Source organism: Pseudomonas sp. fls2-241-TYG-175 (assembly GCF_030209155.1).
Taxonomy (GTDB): Bacteria; Pseudomonadota; Gammaproteobacteria; order Pseudomonadales; family Pseudomonadaceae; genus Aquipseudomonas; species Aquipseudomonas viridiflava.
The window spans coordinates 24,951-42,203 of record NZ_JARVSO010000023.1 but is presented as its reverse complement, the minus strand read 5'-3'; the positions used below and the strand labels follow the sequence as shown (position 1 = coordinate 42,203).

16 protein-coding genes are annotated in these 17,253 nt (G+C 59.2%); 4 read left to right on the top strand and 12 right to left on the bottom strand.

Annotation, left to right across the window (positions count from 1 at the left end):
* Positions 1–11 precede the first annotated feature (11 nt).
* Positions 12–929 carry a transcriptional regulator MetR gene (gene metR, locus QRN20_RS17005; RefSeq protein ID WP_025993876.1) on the bottom strand — a complete coding sequence of 306 codons (918 nt, stop codon included), beginning with the start codon at positions 927–929 and terminating at the stop codon, positions 12–14.
* A 106-nt stretch (positions 930–1,035) separates the two neighbouring features.
* Here metR and QRN20_RS17000 point away from each other — a divergent pair, with 106 nt between their 5' ends.
* From QRN20_RS17000 to QRN20_RS16990, 3 genes are all read left to right on the top strand, one after another.
* Positions 1,036–1,737 carry a uroporphyrinogen decarboxylase/cobalamine-independent methonine synthase family protein gene (locus QRN20_RS17000; protein WP_122499816.1) on the top strand — a complete coding sequence of 234 codons (702 nt, stop codon included), beginning with the start codon at positions 1,036–1,038 and terminating at the stop codon, positions 1,735–1,737.
* Positions 1,738–1,868: 131 nt separating this feature from the next.
* Complete coding sequence (locus tag QRN20_RS16995; RefSeq protein WP_080665360.1) at positions 1,869–2,861, top strand: alpha/beta fold hydrolase; 993 nt, start codon at positions 1,869–1,871, stop codon at positions 2,859–2,861.
* A gap of 70 nt (positions 2,862–2,931) precedes the next feature.
* Positions 2,932–3,579 (top strand): DsbA family oxidoreductase, encoded by a 648-nt coding sequence (locus QRN20_RS16990; RefSeq protein WP_029244619.1) that lies wholly within the window; start codon positions 2,932–2,934, stop codon positions 3,577–3,579.
* A 17-nt stretch (positions 3,580–3,596) separates the two neighbouring features.
* Here QRN20_RS16990 and QRN20_RS16985 read toward each other — a convergent pair whose 3' ends face one another.
* The 11 genes from QRN20_RS16985 to QRN20_RS16935 all read right to left on the bottom strand — a co-directional run bounded on the left by QRN20_RS16985 (position 3,597) and on the right by QRN20_RS16935 (position 16,427).
* Complete coding sequence (locus QRN20_RS16985) at positions 3,597–3,935, bottom strand: GlpM family protein (protein ID WP_004881850.1); 339 nt, start codon at positions 3,933–3,935, stop codon at positions 3,597–3,599.
* A 46-nt stretch (positions 3,936–3,981) separates the two neighbouring features.
* On the bottom strand, positions 3,982–5,310 hold the full coding sequence (aauR, locus tag QRN20_RS16980; protein WP_029244618.1) for a two-component response regulator AauR: 1,329 nt from the start codon (positions 5,308–5,310) through the stop codon (positions 3,982–3,984).
* A 10-nt stretch (positions 5,311–5,320) separates the two neighbouring features.
* Positions 5,321–7,237 (bottom strand): two-component sensor histidine kinase AauS, encoded by a 1,917-nt coding sequence (gene aauS / locus QRN20_RS16975; RefSeq protein WP_122501670.1) that lies wholly within the window; start codon positions 7,235–7,237, stop codon positions 5,321–5,323.
* Positions 7,238–7,296: 59 nt separating this feature from the next.
* A complete protein-coding gene (locus QRN20_RS16970) occupies positions 7,297–8,031 on the bottom strand; it encodes an amino acid ABC transporter ATP-binding protein (RefSeq protein ID WP_004881853.1) in 735 nt (244 codons plus the stop codon).
* Positions 8,028–8,696, bottom strand: coding sequence for an amino acid ABC transporter permease (locus QRN20_RS16965; RefSeq protein ID WP_069144716.1), 669 nt, complete (start codon positions 8,694–8,696; stop codon positions 8,028–8,030). The genes QRN20_RS16970 and QRN20_RS16965 overlap by 4 nt, the downstream gene beginning before the upstream one ends.
* Positions 8,693–9,439, bottom strand: a complete 747-nt coding sequence (locus QRN20_RS16960; protein WP_004881855.1) for an amino acid ABC transporter permease — start codon at positions 9,437–9,439, stop codon at positions 8,693–8,695. The genes QRN20_RS16965 and QRN20_RS16960 overlap by 4 nt, the downstream gene beginning before the upstream one ends.
* A 113-nt stretch (positions 9,440–9,552) precedes the next feature.
* Positions 9,553–10,485 carry a glutamate/aspartate ABC transporter substrate-binding protein gene (locus QRN20_RS16955; protein WP_025993868.1) on the bottom strand — a complete coding sequence of 311 codons (933 nt, stop codon included), beginning with the start codon at positions 10,483–10,485 and terminating at the stop codon, positions 9,553–9,555.
* Positions 10,486–11,219: 734 nt separating this feature from the next.
* Positions 11,220–12,761, bottom strand: coding sequence for a glycerol-3-phosphate dehydrogenase (gene glpD / locus QRN20_RS16950; protein WP_058431771.1), 1,542 nt, complete (start codon positions 12,759–12,761; stop codon positions 11,220–11,222).
* A 406-nt stretch (positions 12,762–13,167) separates the two neighbouring features.
* Entirely contained in the window at positions 13,168–13,923 is a 756-nt protein-coding gene (locus tag QRN20_RS16945) for a DeoR/GlpR family transcriptional regulator (protein WP_004881858.1), read from the bottom strand.
* Between the two features lie 98 nt (positions 13,924–14,021).
* Positions 14,022–15,527: a glycerol kinase GlpK gene (glpK, locus tag QRN20_RS16940; protein WP_004881859.1), complete on the bottom strand. Its 1,506-nt coding sequence runs from the start codon at positions 15,525–15,527 to the stop codon at positions 14,022–14,024.
* A 30-nt stretch (positions 15,528–15,557) separates the two neighbouring features.
* The gene (locus QRN20_RS16935) at positions 15,558–16,427 is read right to left on the bottom strand and encodes an MIP/aquaporin family protein (RefSeq protein ID WP_029244614.1); all 870 of its coding nucleotides are present in this window, start codon (positions 16,425–16,427) and stop codon (positions 15,558–15,560) included.
* A 352-nt stretch (positions 16,428–16,779) separates the two neighbouring features.
* Here QRN20_RS16935 and ybaK point away from each other — a divergent pair, with 352 nt between their 5' ends.
* Complete coding sequence (gene ybaK, locus QRN20_RS16930; protein ID WP_029244613.1) at positions 16,780–17,250, top strand: Cys-tRNA(Pro) deacylase; 471 nt, start codon at positions 16,780–16,782, stop codon at positions 17,248–17,250.
* The last annotated feature ends 3 nt before the right edge of the window (positions 17,251–17,253 follow it).

Below are 17,253 nucleotides of genomic sequence, written 5' to 3'. Positions count from 1 at the left end.
CAGGCAAGGTGTCAGCGAACCGCGCTGACACCATCCAGCGTCGAGAATGACGTGTCCTTGGCGGTCAGCAGAAAATCGCGCATGTAGGGCGCGTCCAGCATGTCGGCGCGAATACCGGCATAAAGCGTTGCGAACAATCCCTTCTCCCCCAGCCGCTTGCCTTTGACGTAGCCGCGCGAACTGTACTCGTGCAGCGCCCAGTGCGGCATGCCGCATACGCCACGGCCGCTGGCGACCAGTTGCATCATCATCACGGTCAGTTCCGACGTCCTCACTTGCGCGGGCTCGATGTCGGCTGGCTCCAGAAAGCGCGTGAAGATATCCAGCCGGTCGCGCTCCACTGGGTACGTGATCAACGTTTCAGTCAGCAGGTCGTCAGGGACCACGTAGGGTCGGCTCGCCAGTGCGTGCTGATTGGCCACCGCGAGCATTGCTTCGTAGGTGAACAGCGGCACGTAAGTGATGCCGGGCAACTCCAGCGGGTCCGAAGTCACCACCAGATCCAGATCGCCACGGGCGAGCGCGGGCAGCGGGGCGAACGAGAAACCGGAGGACAGATCCAGCTCCACTTCCGGCCAGGCATCACGGAACTGGTCGATGGTCGGCATCAGCCACTGAAAACAGCTGTGGCATTCGATGGCCATGTGCAGGCGACCCGCCGTGCCGCCCGCCAGCCGCGCGATGTCCCGCTCGGCAGCGCGAAGCTGAGGCAGCAGCGAGTCGGCCAATTGCAGCAGGCGCAGACCGGCACTGGTGAACCGAACCGGTTTGGTCTTGCGCACGAACAGCGGCATGGCCATGCGCTCTTCCAGTTCCTTGAACTGATGTGAGAGCGCCGACTGGGTCAGATGCAGGCGTTCGGCCGCTTCCACGAGGCTATCGGCTTCACGCAGGGCGTGGAGGGTTTTGAGGTGGCGTATCTCAAGCACGGTCAGTGCTCCATGAATAGTATTTGTGATCAACACGAAAAAAATGAGTTTGTCTCATGATGCTTCCGCTGTCGACAATAGCGCCATCTTTTATGGAGGACGCCTCGTGGCTCTGGCACACACCCCTGACTCGCTGCGCATCGGCGCTGATCGTGAATTGCAACAGGCTCTGCGGGCGTGCTGGCAGCGTGATGAATCCTTTTCACACACGCCAGTCCAGTGGCTGGCTGAGCAGTTTTCTTCGCTGGTTCCCCATCTTATTCAGGAGCAGCGTTTCCAGCCGGATTGGGAGCCGCTGCTCAAGGATGCTCATGACGCCGAAGCGCAGGGACACAAACCCTCTGTCATCGGCCCGCTGACGTATCTCTGGTTCGCTCAGGCAGAACAGGGCCTCGACAAGCTCGACCTGCTGGAACGATTGCTGCCGGCCTACGGCGAGATTTTCGGTCGGCTGGCTGCCCGAGGCGTCGAGTGGGTGCAGATCGATGAGCCGATCCTGACCCTGGACCTGCCGCTGGAGTGGCGCAACGCGTTCGAGCGCGCGTACCACATCCTTCAGTACTCGCCGCTGAAGAAACTGGTCGCGACCTACCGTGGTGACCTGAAGGACAATCTTGGTGTAGCCGCCTTGTTGCCGGTCACCGGCCTGCACATCGACAGCGTCAGCGTGCCTGAGCAACTGGCGCCGGTGTTTGATCGCCTGCCGACCTACAAGGTCCTGTCCCTTGGCAGCGCCAGCGATCAGGTCGAGCTGGTTCAGGAAGCGCGTGCCCGGTTTGGCGACAACCTGCTGCTGGCCTGTGCCTGATCAGGTTCTGTTGAGGTCCGTAAACGACCGTTGAGCACCCTTCATCAAATTGTCACGTAACTGTGGCAGCGCGCTTTGCAAAACATCATCAGACTCGTTGCCTACTGGGGATCTGTTTTTTGGTGTTTTTCATGCGGGTTTTAATTTTTCTGGCCGCGCTTTTGTGCGGCCTGCAGTCCTTTGCGGCTGATCGATGCGATGTCAATGTTCCTGTGCACGTGGCCGACCTTAAAGACGTCCGTATTGCCTACCAGAGTATCGGCAGTGAATCCGACCCTGCCTTGCTGCTGGTCATGGGTTTGGGCGGGCAACTGATTCACTGGCCTGATGAAGTCGTGGTTGCGCTCTGTCAGCAGGGTTACCGCGTGATTCGTTACGACAACCGTGATGTCGGTCTGTCGACCTGGGTGCAACAGCCTGCCGATGCCAACCTCACGTATGAAGTGCTGCGCTACAAGCTGGGTCTGCCGGTGTCCGCGCCTTATTCGCTGACCGACATGGCCGATGACGCGCTGGGTCTGATGGATGCGTTGCAGATTCGGCAGTTCCACGTGCTCGGTGCCAGCATGGGTGGGATGATTGCCCAGCATCTGGCAGATCTTGCCCCTTCGCGGGTCGAGAGTATGACGCTGATCATGACCAGTTCCGGCGCCCAGGGGCTGCCGATGCCGAGCCCCGCGCTGATGCAGCTTCTGGCCCGCCGTGGCGCGCCGAATCGGGAGGTGGCTATCGAACAACAGGCCGATCTGCTGGCGGCGCTGGGCAGCCCGGAGGTCAAGGATGATCGTGCGCAACTGCTGCATCAGGCGGCGGTGTCCTATGACCGAGCGTTCAACCCGGAAGGGGTCAAGCGTCAGATCATGGCGATTCTGGCCGAGCCCAGCCGGGTGGAACTGCTCAACCGGCTGCGCTTGCCAGTGCTGGTCGTACACGGCACGGCCGACCCGCTGTTGCCGGTGATGCACGGTGTGCATGTGGCGGCGCATATCCAAGGCAGTCAGCTACGTTTGATTCCGGGACTTGCGCACCGTTTTCAGGAAGCGTTCAAGGCCCCGTTGCTCGGTGCAGTGCTGCCTTACCTGAAGGCGCAGCACGAAGACGGTCGCAGCCTGGCGCAGTTGTAAAACCGGACACGGTTGAAAGGGATGGGCAGAGGTGTATCGTGTTGCTTTTGCCGATTGAGCGAGGGCCAGCATGAGCACTGCACTGAAAATCGATTTTGTTTCCGACGTTTCCTGCCCCTGGTGCGTCATCGGCCTGCGGGCGCTGGACAAGGCGCTGGCTGAACTGGGCGATGAAGTACAGGCGCAAATCCATTTCCAGCCATTCGAGCTGAACCCGAACATGCCGGCCGAAGGGCAGGACATCAAGGAACACATCGCCGAAAAGTACGGTTCGACACCGGAACAGATCGAAGGCATTCACGACACCATCCGTGAGCGCGGCGCCGAGCAGGGCTTTGTCTTTGCCCAGGGCGAGCGGCGTATCTACAACACGTTCGACGCCCACCGCCTGCTGCACTGGGCCGAGCTTGAAGGCAAGCAGCATGCGTTGAAAGACGCGCTGTTCGAAGCGTATTTCAGCGATCTGAAAGACCCTTCCAATCACCAAACCCTGGCAGATGTGGCGCAGAAAGTGGGCCTTGACCGCGTACGTGCCCAAGCCGTTCTGGACAACAACGAATACACACATGAAGTACGCGAGGCCGAACAGCTCTGGACTTCTCGCGGCGTCAGTTCGGTGCCGACCATCGTGTTCAACGACCAGTACGCCGTCTCGGGCGGTCAGCCGGTTGACGTGTTCGTCAGTGCAATCCGGCAGATTCTCAGCGAGGCGAAGTGAGGTAAAGCCTTACGCCGTCACCCATGAACTCTGACCCACACCGTCACCAGCAGCGTCGCAGCGATCAGCCAGGCGACGGCGGCCAGCGCCAGTGAGGCTTCAAGACGCAGGCGGTCCACCAGCAGGTAGAGCGCCGCGAGGTAGACGAAGTAGGGAATGATCGACCACATGCCGAACAGGATCGTGGTTTTCAGATCGTCCAGCGAGCGGCCCTTGCCGACGATGTAGTGGGCGATCAGTGCGAAGGTCGGAAACAGCGGCACCAGGCCTGCAATGTAATAATTGCGGGTCTTGGCCAGTGCCGCGAGGATCACCACCACCGCGCCGCCCAACAGGGCCTTGAGTACCAGATCCAATGAATTCTCCTGCTTGAAAGGCGCAATTGCGCCGCGACTTAACGGCTCAGAGCCCGTATTTCTTGACCTTGTCGAACAGCGTGGTCTTGGCCATGCCCAGTTCCTGACTGGCCTGGCTGAGATTGCCGCCGCTGCGTTGCAGGGCCTCGCTGAGCAGGTTGCGCTCAAAGGCCTCCACCGCTTCGGCAAAGCCCAGGCTCTGATTCTCGATCACGGTGCCGGTCTGTTTGAAGGCCGGCAAACCCAGCGAAAAGCGTTCGGCAACGTTGCGCAACTCCCGCACATTGCCCGGCCAGTCATGGCTCATCAGGCTCGATACGGTCTGGCGATCCAGTTCCGGCGGCTCACGGTCGAAACGCAGCGAGGACAACTGCAGGAAATGCTCGAACAGTTGCAGAATGTCCTCGCGGCGCTCGCGCAGCGGCGGAAGCTCAAGTGTCACGACGTTCAGGCGGTAATACAGGTCGCTGCGAAACTGGTTGGTCCGGCCCAGCGCATTCAGATCGGACTTGGTGGCGGCAATGACCCGGCAATCCACTGCCACACTCTGGTTTGAACCCAGACGTTCCAGCGTGCGCTCCTGCAGGACCCGCAACAGTTTGATCTGCAGGTTGACTGGCATGCTTTCCACTTCATCGAGAAACAGCGTGCCGTTGTCGGCGTGCTCGATCTTGCCGATCCGGCGCTTGCCTGCGCCGGTAAAGGCGTTGGCCTCATGGCCGAAGATTTCCGATTCGAACAGGCTTTCCGCCAGTCCTCCGCAATTGAGCGCCACGAACTGACTGGCTTTGCGCCTGCTGAAATCATGCAGGCAGCGGGCGACCAGTTCCTTGCCGGTGCCGGTTTCACCTTCGATCAGCACGTTGGCCGAGGTATCAGCCACGTTGGCGATCAGGGCACGCAGGTTCTGCATGGCCGGTGAGCGGCCGATGATCTTGCCTTCCAGCGAGTCGCGTTCGGCCAGTTGCTTGCGCAGCGACCAGACTTCCCGTGCCAGTCCGCGCTGTTCCAGCGCGCGACGCGTGACGTCCACCAGACGCTCGGGCGAGAAGGGCTTCTCCATGAAGTCATAAGCTCCATCGCGCATGGCATTGACGGCCATCGAGATGTCGCCATGCCCGGTAATCAGCACCACGGGCAAACTGCTGTCGCGCGCCTTGAGGCGGGTCAGCAATTCCAGCCCGTCGATACCTGGCAAGCGGATATCGCTGATGACGATACCCGCAAAATTATCGCCAATGCGCAGCAAGGCTTCTTCGGCGCTCGAAACGCCTTCGCTGACGATATCTTCCAGCGCCAGTGCCTGCTGACAACCCAGCAGCACGTGCGGATCGTCTTCAACGATCAGGACGGTCAGGTCGTTGTTGATGTTCATGGGTGTTGCCTCATGTCGGCTCGCCCTGGCGAGGTTCGGTTGGAGCGCTTTCGATGAATGGCAGGCAGAGGACAAAGCAGGTGCCGCCATCGCCCGGATGCTCGGCACTCAGACTGCCGCCCGCCGCAGCCGCCAGACTTGCCGACAGGGTCAGGCCAAGCCCGAGGCCTTGCTCGCCGGGTTTGGTGGTAAAGAAGGGTTCGAAGAGATGTTTGCGCGCTTCCATGTCGATTCCGTGGCCGTTGTCGCGCACCAGCAGGCGATAGCGACCCTCGGCAATCGCCCCTTCGATCCACAGTTCGGGGCTGGGCTGTGCATGCATGGCGTCGAGCGCATTGCCGATCAGGTTGACGAGGATCTGTTCCAGACGGGTCTGGTCGATGGCGAGCGTGGCATCGGCAAAATCCTGGTGCAGCCGCAGCGCGGATTGTTCGATGCGTACGGCAAGCAACTGCAGTGCGGCGTCCAGAGCCTTGCACAACTGAGCCTGGCCCTTGTCGTCGCCGCGTCGGGCGAAGGCGCGCAGGCTGGCCGTGATGCGACCCATGCGGTCCACCAGATCGTTGATGGTGCGCAGGTTGGCGCTGGCAGTTTCCAGCGCGCCGCGCTCCAGAAAGCGCACCGTGTTACCGGACAGCGTACGCAACGCCGCCAGCGGCTGGTTCAATTCGTGGGCGATACTGGTAGACATCTGGCCGATGGCGGCGAGTTTGCCGGCCTGCACCAGTTCATCCTGGGCTTTGCGCAGTGTGTCCTCGGCCTGTCGTCGCTCACGAATCTGCGCCTTCAAGCGTTCGTTGCTGGCGCGCAGGTGCTCGGTGCGCTCGGCAATCTTGCGCTCCAGCTCATTGTTGGCGGCTTCCAGCGCCTCGCGTGCGGCCAGTCGAGTCGCGATTACCTTGCGGCGTTCGTTCCAGGCAATCAGTAAAAACGTCACCAGCGCACAGGCCACGGCCACTAGCATGCCCTGGCTGGCGGCTTCCCTGCGCAGGTCTTCAAGCGGGGTGAGCAGCGTCAGGTGCCAGGGGCTATCGTTCAATGGGCGTGTCTGCGCCAGATAACTGACCTGCGTGTGCTCGCGGTCAACCGTGGCGTTGGCAGGAAAGGTGAGCTTTTCGACGCTTTCGGACAGTGACTCGCGTTCCAATGGCACCAGTTCGTTCAGCGGCCACCAGTAATATTGTAGGCTGCGCGCCAGTCGTTCCTTGATGTCCGGTGTCAGCGGACGCACCGATTTCAATCGGCGGGCCGGATCGCTCGACAGGATGATGATGCCGTTTTCATCGCTGACGAAGGCTTCCAGGCGTGCCCGCTGCCAGCGCTCTTCAAGGGCTTCGAGTCGGACCTTGATCACCGCGACACCGATGATCCGGCCTTTCTCTTCCAGACCGTGGGCCAGGTAATAGCCGGATTCGCCGGTGGTGGTGCCGATTCCGTAGAAGCGTCCGGGCAGGCCGCGCACGGCATCCTGGAAGTAGGCACGAAAGGACAGGTCTTCGCCCTGATAACTGTCGCTGTCGCGCCAGTTGCTGGTGGCCAGAACGCGGCCGGTGGTGTCGAGCACGTAGATGGCGCGGCTGCGACTGCGGCGGTTCAGGCCTTCAAGGTAGCGATTGACCTCTTGCTGCAGTTCGGGACTTGGCTCGTTAAGCAACTGCGAAACGCTGGATTCCAGTTCCAGAACGCTGGGCAGGTAAGTGTATTTGCTGATCTCGCTTTCGACGGTGCGAGCATGCAGTTCCAACTGGCGTTCGCCGCTTTCGCTCAGGCTCTTGATGCCATTGTTTTCGCTGACCAGATACGCAGCGTAACCGAGCCCGATCATCAGCACGAAGATCAGGGGCGGGAGGAACAGCTGGCGAATCAGGCGGGGTTTCACGGCGAGTGATGGCGGCGCGGCGCGATAAAGAGTGGGGTCGCATTTCATCACAGTCGTCCTGAGCCGAACAGCGGCCCGTGTACCACGGGCCGCTGTCAGCCTAATGCTTAGTGCTGGAGGATCTTGGCGAGAAATTGCTGGGCGCGTTCGGAACGTGCGGAGACGTCACCGAAGAACTCTTCCTTGGGGCAGTCTTCGACGATCTGTCCCTTGTCCATGAAGATCACACGATTGGCGACCTTGCGAGCGAAGCCCATTTCGTGGGTCACGCACATCATGGTCATGCCTTCGTGAGCCAGTTGCACCATCACGTCGAGCACTTCGTTGACCATTTCAGGGTCGAGTGCCGAGGTCGGTTCATCGAACAGCATGACCACCGGGTCCATCGCCAGCGCACGGGCAATCGCCACACGCTGCTGCTGGCCACCGGAAAGCTGGCCCGGGTGCTTGTGGGCATGCTCGGACAGGCCGACACGGTCCAGCAGTTTCAGGCCTTTTTCAGTGGCTTCGGCCTTGCTGCGACCCAGCACCTTGATCTGGGCGATGGTCAGGTTTTCGACGATGGTCAGGTGCGGGAACAGCTCGAAGTGCTGGAACACCATGCCGACGCGCGAGCGCAGTTTCGGCAGGTTGGTCTTGGGGTCGGAGATCGACGTGCCATCGACCACGATGTCGCCTTTCTGGAATGGCTCCAGAGCGTTCACGCACTTGATCAGGGTCGATTTGCCGGAACCGGAAGGACCGCAGACCACGACCACTTCGCCCTTGCTGACCTCGGTGCTGCAATCGGTCAGTACCTGGAAGTCCCCATACCACTTGTTGACGTTTTTGATGGAAATCATACGGCGAACCTTTTTTGCAAACGCTTCACCAGCAAGGAGGCGGCAAAGCTGATCGTGAAATACACCAGACCGGCAATGATCAGGAACTCGTTAGCGCGGCCGATGATGTCGCCGCTGGCCCGCGAGGCGTTGAGGAAGTCCACAAGGCCGACGGTGTAAACCAGAGAGGTGTCCTGAAACAGGATGATGCTCTGTTGCAGCAGCAGGGGCGTCATCTTGCGAAACGCCTGCGGCAGGATGATCAGGCGCATCATCTGGCTATAGTTCATGCCCAGCGCCTGGGCCGCGCCCATCTGGCCTTTGGAAATCGACTGCACACCGGCACGCACGATTTCGCAGAAATAGGCCGCCTCGAACATCATGAAGGCCACGACGCAGGAGGTGAACGCACCGATCGGCGTGTCCTCGCCGGTGATCCAGCGCAGCACGAACGGCACGGCCAGATAGAACCAGGTGATCACCAGCAGCAGCGGGATGGAGCGAAAGTAGTTCACGTAAGCGCCGGCCACGTTGGCCAGCAGCTTGTTCGAAGACAGTCGCATCAAGGCCAGCACGGTACCGAGCAACAGACCGCCGACCACACCCATCGCCATCAGCTTCAGGGTCATGACCATGCCGTTCCACAGGCCCGGCAGGGCCGGAACGATTCCAGTGAAGTCCATTATTTACCTCCCACGGAAATCAGGCCGGGCACGGCGACTTTCTTCTCGATCACACGCATCAACAGCATCAGGCTCATGTTCAGCGTGAAGTAGATGAGGGTGGCCAACGTGAAGGCTTCGAACAGGTTCGCGGAAAACTCGGCGGTCTGTTTGGTCTGCGCGAGCAACTCCATCAGGCCGATCAGCGACGCCACCGAAGAGTTCTTGAACACGTTCAGGAATTCGGAGGTAAGTGGCGGAATGATGATGCGATAGGCTTGAGGCAGCAGCACGTTCCAGTAGATCTGCGGCAGCTTGAAGCCCATGGCGCGGGCGGCTGATTCCTGGCCCTTTGGCAGCGCCTGGATGCCGGTGCGGACCTGTTCGCAGACCCGTGCAGCAGTAAACAGGCCCAGACAGACCACAACGCTCAGGAATGCCGAGGTGGTCGGGTTGAGGTCTTGCTTGTACCACTCCTGCAGGTTTGCAGGCAGCAGGTCGGGTACCAGGAAGTACCAGATGAACAGCTGCACCAGCAGTGGCACATTACGGAAGATTTCCACGTAGGTCGTGGCAATGCCTGACACAAGGCGGCTCGGTACGGTGCGCATGACACCCAGTATCGAACCCAGTATCAAGGCGATGATCCAGGCGACGACTGCAATGGCGATAGTCCAGCCCAGACCGGATATGAACCAGTCCAGATAGGTCTCGCTGCCGACGCCGGTGGACTTGAAGAACACGCCCCAGTCCCAGTTGTAATTCATCAGGGTCTCCCCCTCTTGTTCTATTGCTATCGAGATGCACGCAGTGTCGGTTCCCGAGCGGGTGATTCAGCCCGCTCGGGGTGCAGTCAGTTCAGCGAGGCTGAACCGGTTGCTCAGGCTTTCTTTTCTTCGAGTGCTTTAGCGGTTTCGGCTGCCTGGTCGGTCGGATTCTTGATCAGCTCTTTGATTTTTTCGCTCATCGGGAATTCGAGGTTCAGGCCTTTTGGCGGGACCGGGGACTGGAACCACTTGTTGTAGATGGTGTTGATTTCGCCCGACTTGTAGGTTGCAACGATGGCGTCGTCCACGGCCTTCTTGAAAGGAGCATCGCCTTTGCGAACCATGCAGCCGTAGATTTCGTAGGACTGTGCGGTACCGGTGACGGCCCAGTCATCCGGCTTCTTGGCCTTGGCCATTTCGCCTGCCAGCAGGGCGTCGTCCATCATGAACGCGACGGCGCGGCCCGATTCCAGCATCTGGAAGGACTCGCCGTGGTCCTTGGCGGAGATGACGTTCATGCCCATCTGTTTGTCGGCGTTCATGGCCTTCAGGATGCGCTCGGACGTGGTGCCGGCGGTGGTCACGACGTTCTTGCCTTTCAGGTCATCGAAGTCCTTGTAGCTGGAATCTTTCTTGGACAGCAGGCGGGTGCCGACCTCGAAGATGCCGACCGAGAAATCAACCTGCTGCTGACGCTCGACGTTGTTGGTGGTCGAGCCACATTCCACGTCGACGGTGCCGTTCTGAACCAGCGGGATTCGGGTCTGGGACGTCACCAGGTTGTACTTGACCTTCAGGTCAGGCATGTCCAGTTCTTTCTTGATGCCTTCGACGATCTTCAGCTGGATGTCGTGGGAGTAGCCCATTGGCACGCCGGTAGCGTCAGCAATGTAGGAGAACGGAATGGACGCGTCACGGTGGCCGAGGGTGATGGTGCCGGACTCTTTGATCTTCTTCAGAGTGCCAGTCAGTTCTGCTGCGAAAACCGGAGTGCTGATCAGAGCGGCAGCGATTGCTGCGCCCAGCAGATGGGGAACGATGCGCATCGATGAATCCTCGATTTCATTTTTATTGATAGGACGCCTTGAGGGACATCCACTTCTTTGACGATGGCTTCAACGGCGTCCTGGGTAGACACACGCTAATGTCGAAGCGGTCGATGCAAAGTGTAGAGCATGAGTCGTGCCAGGCTTTTGAGGATGGTCAACTGGCTGAAAGTAAAGGGGTTTTATCTGGAAGCGGTGTGTTGGGCGGCAGGGGCTCGTCCGGGATGCCGAATTTTGCAGCGATGGATGTTCGGAAAACCGAATGGACTGGGGCAGAGAGTGGAAGTAATGCGGGAGGATGTGAAGGGCATCATAGGCAGCGGCGGATGCCGTCAGCATCACTAACATCGAACCGTGGGAGGCGGCTTGCCGACGATGAACAATGACGCGTTTTTTCTGATAGACCGCGTCGACTGCATCGCGGGCAAGCCCCCTCTTATCAAACAACCTGTAACCTACTGAAGAAACTGGATTTTGTGGGAGCGGACTTGTCCGCGAATACTGTATTTCAGACGATGAATATTCGTCGAATGTACTGGCCTTTTCGCGGACAAGTCCGCTCCCACTGAGTTTGCCGCGCGACAGCGCTACGTCGAAGACGTGGTGGCGCCTCCCACAGAAAACCGGGTTTCTTCCGTGGCTGTGTGAGAAAAGGCGGCTAGTTTGACGCCACAGCCGCCTTACACAAGTTATCTGGTTTTCCGGGTATCGTTCGAACCAAGCGCTGCGACTGATCAGGCCGCTTCAATTGCCGCCTTGTTGCGTGCAACCGTTTCCAGATAATTGCTCACCGCTGCCTGTTCTTCAGGCGTAGTAAACAGACCCAGCTTGGTACGGCGCCACAGGATGTCATCGATACTGGTGGCCCATTCCTGATCGCACAGGTAATCAACCTCTCGGGCATACAAGCCGCCACCCAGATGCTGGCCCATGTCTTCAAGACTCTGTACGCCTTCCAGCAGGCGCCAGCTGCGGCTGCCGTAGGTGATCGCCCAACGCTTGGCGATCGGTGTCGGCAACCAGGTGTGACGGCGGGTCAGTTCACTGGCCAGCGCTTCCGGCGTCGTCATGTCTTCGCCGCCCGGCAGTGCGGATGTAGCGGTCCAGCTCGGCTTCATCTGCTTGAAGAACGGTGCCAGTTGCGCCATGGCCGATTCGGCAAGTTTGCGGTAGGTGGTCAGCTTGCCGCCGAACACCGACAGGATTGGCGCTTCGTCTGCACCACCGGACAGCGACAACGTGTAGTCACGGGTAATCGCAGACGGGTTGTCGGATTCGTCATTGCACAAAGGGCGCACACCAGAGTAGGTGTGCAGCACGTCTGAGCGGGTCAGTTGCTTCTTGAAGTGATCGTTGGCCACTTTCAGCACGTAGTCCATCTCGCCGTCGGTGATTTCCACCTTGTTCGGATCGCCCTGATACTCACGGTCGGTAGTGCCGACAATGGTGAAGTGATCCATATACGGGATGGTGAACACGATGCGCTTGTCTTCGTTCTGCAGAATGAACGCATGCTCGCCTTCGTACAGCTTCGGCACGATCAGGTGGCTGCCCTGAATCAGGCGAATACCGTAGGCCGATTCAAGCTTCAGGTCTTCACGAATGAACTTGGCCACCCACGGACCGGCCGCGTTGACCAGCGCCTTGGCATGAATTGAAAACAGGCTGCCGTCGCTGCGTTCCAGATGTAGGTGCCACAGGCCCTTGACGCGACGGGCGCTGACGCAGCGTGTCTGGGTATGAATGTGGGCACCGTTTTCACGGGCTGACATGGCATTGAGCACGACCAGGCGGGCGTCGTCGACCCAGCAGTCGGAGTATTCGAAACCACGGGTAATACTGGAATTCAGCGGGCTGTCGGCGCCGAAACGAATCGTGCGCGAAGCAGGCAACTTCTCACGCTTGCCCAAGTGATCGTAAAGGAACATGCCGGCACGAATCATCCAGGCCGGACGCAGGTGCGGGCGGTGCGGCAGGACGAAACGCATGGGCTTGACGATGTGCGGTGCCTTGGCCAACAGCACTTCGCGCTCTGCCAGTGCTTCACGTACCAGACGGAATTCGTAGTGTTCCAGATAGCGCAGCCCACCGTGGATCAGCTTGCTGCTGGCCGACGAGGTGTGGCTGGCAAGGTCGTCTTTCTCGCACAGGAAGACCGACAGGCCGCGCCCGGAGGCGTCTGCCGCAATACCGACGCCATTGATGCCACCACCGATTACGGCGATGTCGTAGACCTCGGAAAGAGGGGCGGCGGATGTCGCGTGGGTCTGGGGCATTGTTGGCCTCCTGAAGGATGCTTGAGCGGTGCTCGAAAGGCGAATCTGAACATTAATGTTCACTTTCGAAAATCATAGCTCAATAAAAATCCCCTCGCCAGCGACTATTGATTGAAATTACTGATGACGAACGTAGAAAAGAACAAATATGAACATTGTAGGACGGGATTGGCGGCGTTCATGAATCGGCGATCATCGCTGCGAGCGGCGGGGTAGAGAGCTCGCGAGTCAGTCGCCTTGGGCATGATCGGTCATAGTGCTTACACTGATCGTTCCGCACGCTCTGCGTGGGAATGCCTCCAAGGACGCTCCGCGTCCAGCGGTGGTGGGTCAGAACTGACCCAATGGGACGCGTAGCGTCCCGGGCTGCATGCCCACGCGCGATGGGCACGATCAGTCATCGTGATCAAACCACCTCAAGCCGGATCTTGTGCTGGTTCAGCAACTGCTGCAGCGCTGGCACAGGTGGTTCATCAGTGACCAGGCAGTCGATCAGGGTGATCGGCCCGAGCCTGACCATTGCATTGCGCCCGAACTTGCTGGAATCGGCTGCCAGCAACACCTTGCGTGCATTGGCGATGATCGCCTGCGACACGCGGACTTCTTGGTAATCGAAATCCAGCAGACTGCCGTCTTCGTCGATACCGCTGATGCCGACCAGTGCGAAATCGACCTTGAACTGCGAGATGAAGTCGACACTGGCCTGACCCACCACGCCGCCGTCACGGCGCACATTGCCGCCTGCCAGCAGCACTTCGAAATCATCCTTGGCGCTCAGGATCGATGCGACATGCAGGTTGTTGGTGATGATTTTCAGGTTGTTGTGATTGAGCAGGGCGCGAGCGATGGATTCGGTGGTGGTACCGATATTGATGAACAGCGAGGCGTTGTCGGGGATTTGTGCTGCGATCGCTTCGGCAATCCGCTGCTTTTCATCGCGCATCTGGTCCGCCCGCATGGCGTAGGCGGTGTTTTCGATGCTGGAGTCATAGGCCGCGCCGCCGTGGTAGCGACGCAGCAGGTTCATTTCCGCAAGCTGGTTGATGTCTCGACGGATGGTTTGCGGGGTCACGACGAACAGCGTCGCCATTTCATCGATGCTGACGTAGCCGCGATCACGGACCAGTTCGAGGATCTGTTGTTGGCGGGGAGGCAGGTTCATTGTTTTTCCTTGGGCGCCCACTGCAAATGGCGCCCATCATGCCGCAGGGACATGGGCTCTGTCAGCCGGAAATCCTGCTCCTCGCCAGACCGGCAGGCTTACTCCTCGTTTTCGTGCGGTTCCCAGTCACGGGTGCGGGCCACTGCTTTTTGCCAGCCTGCGTACAGCTTCTCTTTATGGGCTTCTTCGCACAGCGGTTCGAAAACGCGCTCGATCACTGCCTTGTTGCGCAACTCGTCCAGGCTGCTCCAGAAACCGATGGCCAGACCCGCCAGGAACGCCGCGCCCAGTGCCGTCGTTTCGCGCATCTGCGGACGTTCTACATGAGTACCGAGGATGTCTGCCTGGAACTGCATGAGGAAGTTGTTGGCTACGGCGCCGCCGTCCACACGCAGGGATTTGAGGCGTTCGCCGGAGTCCTGCTGCATGGCGTCCAGCACGTCACGGGTCTGATAGGCGATGGACTCCAGCGCTGCACGGATGATGTGATCGACTTTCACGCCGCGGGTCAGGCCGAACAACGCGCCACGTGCATACGGGTCCCAGTAGGGTGCACCCAGACCGGTAAAGGCTGGCACCAGGTAAACGCCGTTGCTGTCCTTGACCTTGCTCGCGAAGTATTCGGTGTCCAGCGCGTCGTTGATGATCTTCAGTTCGTCACGCAGCCACTGCACGGTCGAGCCGCCGTTGAACACGGCACCTTCCAGCGCATAGGCCACTTCGCCACGCGGGCCGCAGCCGATGGTGGTGAGCATGCCGTGAGCCGATTTCACCGCTTTCTTGCCGGTGTTCATCAGCAGGAAACAGCCGGTGCCGTAGGTGTTTTTCGCCTGACCCGGCTCGACGCACATCTGGCCGAACAACGCCGCCTGCTGGTCGCCCGCGATGCCGGCAATCGGGATGCCGCTCTTGCTGTGGCCGTAGACCTCGGACGAGGCTTTGACCTCGGGCAGGATCTCGCGCGGGATATCCAGCACGTCGAGCATGCGCTGATCCCATTCCAGGGTATGAATGTTGAACAGCATGGTGCGCGAAGCGTTGGTGTAGTCGGTGACGTGAACCTTGCCGCCGGTGAATTTCCAGATCAGCCAGGTATCGATGGTGCCGAACATCAGCTCACCCTTGCGGGCGCGCTCGCGGCTGCCTTCGACGTTGTCCAGGATCCACTTGACCTTGGAACCGGAGAAGTACGGGTCGATGACCAGACCAGTAGTGTCTTTGATGTATTCCTCAAGGCCGTCGCGCTTGAGCTGCTGGCAGATTTCAGTGCTGCGGCGGCATTGCCAGACGATTGCGTTGTAGATCGGGCGGCCTGTGTCACGCTCCCAGATCACGGTGGTTTCGCGCTGGTTGGTGATACCGATAGCGGCAATCTGGTTGTGGTGCAGATCGGCCTGGGCCAGCGCCTTGGTCATGCACGCGGTCTGGGTGGCGAAGATTTCCATCGGGTCATGCTCGACCCAGCCAGCCTGCGGATAATGCTGGACGAATTCGCTTTGGGCAGTGCTCACCACATTGGCATCGCGGTCGAAGATGATGGCCCGCGAGCTGGTGGTGCCCTGATCAAGGGCAATGATGTAGTTCTTGTTCTGTGTGTCAGTCATGTCGATTGCCTTGCGTTATTGGGGTGGAATTCAAGATGACGCTTGAGCCTTGCCGCGAACCGCGCTGGTGTCTTTTTTGAGGTCTTTTTCGTTTACAACAGGATCGGCACCGGGCAGATGGCGCGCAATCAGCATGCGGTAGCCGGCGGCGCCGAGGCAGGCACCCAGAATGGGCGCAAAAATCGGAACCAGGAAATAAGGTATGTCACGACCGCCGGTGAATGCTATCTCACCCCAGCCAGCAATGAACGTCATCATTTTCGGGCCGAAGTCGCGAGCAGGATTCATCGCAAACCCGGTCAGCGGACCCATGGCGCTGCCGATCACCGCGACCAGCAGACCGATCAGCAGAGGCGCCAGCGCGCCGCGTGGCAGACCGTTGTTGTCATCGCCCAGCGCCATGATCACGCCCATCAGAATGGTGGTGATGACCATCTCGACCAGGAAGGCCTGACCCACGGAAATGGCAGGGTTGGGGTAGGTCGAGAACACCGATGCCAGTTCAAGACTCTGTTCGGTACCACGAATGATGTGGTGTGCATGTTCGAAGTCGAAAAAGAGGCTGACGTACAGAAGGTACACAAGGCCTGCGCCGCAGAACGCACCGGCAATCTGGGAAGCGATGTAAAAAGGCAGTTTTCGTTTTTCGAAACCGGCAAACAGGCTCAGCGCAATGCTGACCGCCGGGTTGAGGTGTGCGCCGGAAATACCTGCGCTGAGGTAGATGCCCATGCTGACGGCCATCCCCCAGATGATGCAGATTTCCCAAAGTCCGAAAGAAGCACCCGCGACCTTGAGCGCTGCAACGCATCCGGTCCCGAAAAAAATCATCAGGGCTGTGCCCAGGAATTCAGCAGTACATTGTGCGGAAATCGTCGGTTGTCGGGTTGCAATGGTCATGAATACCTCATTTTTGTTTTTGTCGCGGCACCGTATGCAGACACGGATGCTCGTTATTGCGGCGTGTCAGGATTCGTCGGAATGCTGGTCACGGTTGCGAGTTATACCGAAAAACAGCGTTTGTTAATATTCGTAAACGAAAAAATATAGACAAGAAAGAACCCTGTCAAAGGTCGGAACTGAACGGTCACTGAAAAATATCACGGTCAGGTCTTAGTTTGTTTCTGCATGTTTTGTAGGAAAAGTCTTGATGGTTTTAAATAGCCATCAAGGTTGCAGCCTTTATGGATCAAGGCGCTTCCCGATTATTTGGCTTAAAGTAGCGCTCACCTTGATCTGTCCGGAGTGATGAATGACCCCCGCGTTGGATTTATTGAAAAAAGTTCGTGCCGAACACCGCGTCCACAGCTACGAACACGATCCCAAGGCTGCATCGTACGGTCTGGAGGCGGCCGAAAAGCTGGATCTGGAACCGGCGCGCGTGTTCAAGACGCTGCTGGCCAGTACCGAAAAGGGCGAGTTGCTGGTCGCGGTGGTGCCGGTCGTCGGAACGCTGGACCTGAAGGCGCTGGCTCACGCCGCTGGCGCCAAGAAAACTGAAATGGCCGACCCGGCCGCAGCGCAACGCTCGACCGGTTATCTGTTGGGCGGTATCAGTCCGCTGGGTCAGAAAAAGCGCCTACGCACGTTTATCGACGAAACAGCCACACCCTTCGAGACCATCTTTGTCAGTGCGGGCAGGAGAGGGCTGGAAGTGGAACTGTCAGCGCAGGTGCTGGCGGCTCACACCAGCGCGACCTTCGCCGCCATCGGTCGTGAGTGAGTC

What these genes read in the sequence shown, in the direction of transcription:
- QRN20_RS16970 (WP_004881853.1), bottom strand. Translation starts at nt 8,031, where the DNA reads ATGATTTCCATCAAAAACGTCAACAAGTGGTATGGGGACTTCCAGGTA.
- QRN20_RS16955 (WP_025993868.1), bottom strand. Translation starts at nt 10,485, where the DNA reads ATGCGCATCGTTCCCCATCTGCTGGGCGCAGCAATCGCTGCCGCTCTG.
- ybaK (WP_029244613.1), top strand. Translation starts at nt 16,780, where the DNA reads ATGACCCCCGCGTTGGATTTATTGAAAAAAGTTCGTGCCGAACACCGC.
- QRN20_RS16960 (WP_004881855.1), bottom strand. Translation starts at nt 9,439, where the DNA reads ATGAATTACAACTGGGACTGGGGCGTGTTCTTCAAGTCCACCGGCGTC.
- QRN20_RS16995 (WP_080665360.1), top strand. Translation starts at nt 1,869, where the DNA reads ATGCGGGTTTTAATTTTTCTGGCCGCGCTTTTGTGCGGCCTGCAGTCC.
- QRN20_RS16935 (WP_029244614.1), bottom strand. Translation starts at nt 16,427, where the DNA reads ATGACCATTGCAACCCGACAACCGACGATTTCCGCACAATGTACTGCT.
- glpK (WP_004881859.1), bottom strand. Translation starts at nt 15,527, where the DNA reads ATGACTGACACACAGAACAAGAACTACATCATTGCCCTTGATCAGGGC.
- QRN20_RS16945 (WP_004881858.1), bottom strand. Translation starts at nt 13,923, where the DNA reads ATGAACCTGCCTCCCCGCCAACAACAGATCCTCGAACTGGTCCGTGAT.
- glpD (WP_058431771.1), bottom strand. Translation starts at nt 12,761, where the DNA reads ATGCCCCAGACCCACGCGACATCCGCCGCCCCTCTTTCCGAGGTCTAC.
- aauS (WP_122501670.1), bottom strand. Translation starts at nt 7,237, where the DNA reads ATGAAATGCGACCCCACTCTTTATCGCGCCGCGCCGCCATCACTCGCC.
- aauR (WP_029244618.1), bottom strand. Translation starts at nt 5,310, where the DNA reads ATGAACATCAACAACGACCTGACCGTCCTGATCGTTGAAGACGATCCG.
- QRN20_RS16990 (WP_029244619.1), top strand. Translation starts at nt 2,932, where the DNA reads ATGAGCACTGCACTGAAAATCGATTTTGTTTCCGACGTTTCCTGCCCC.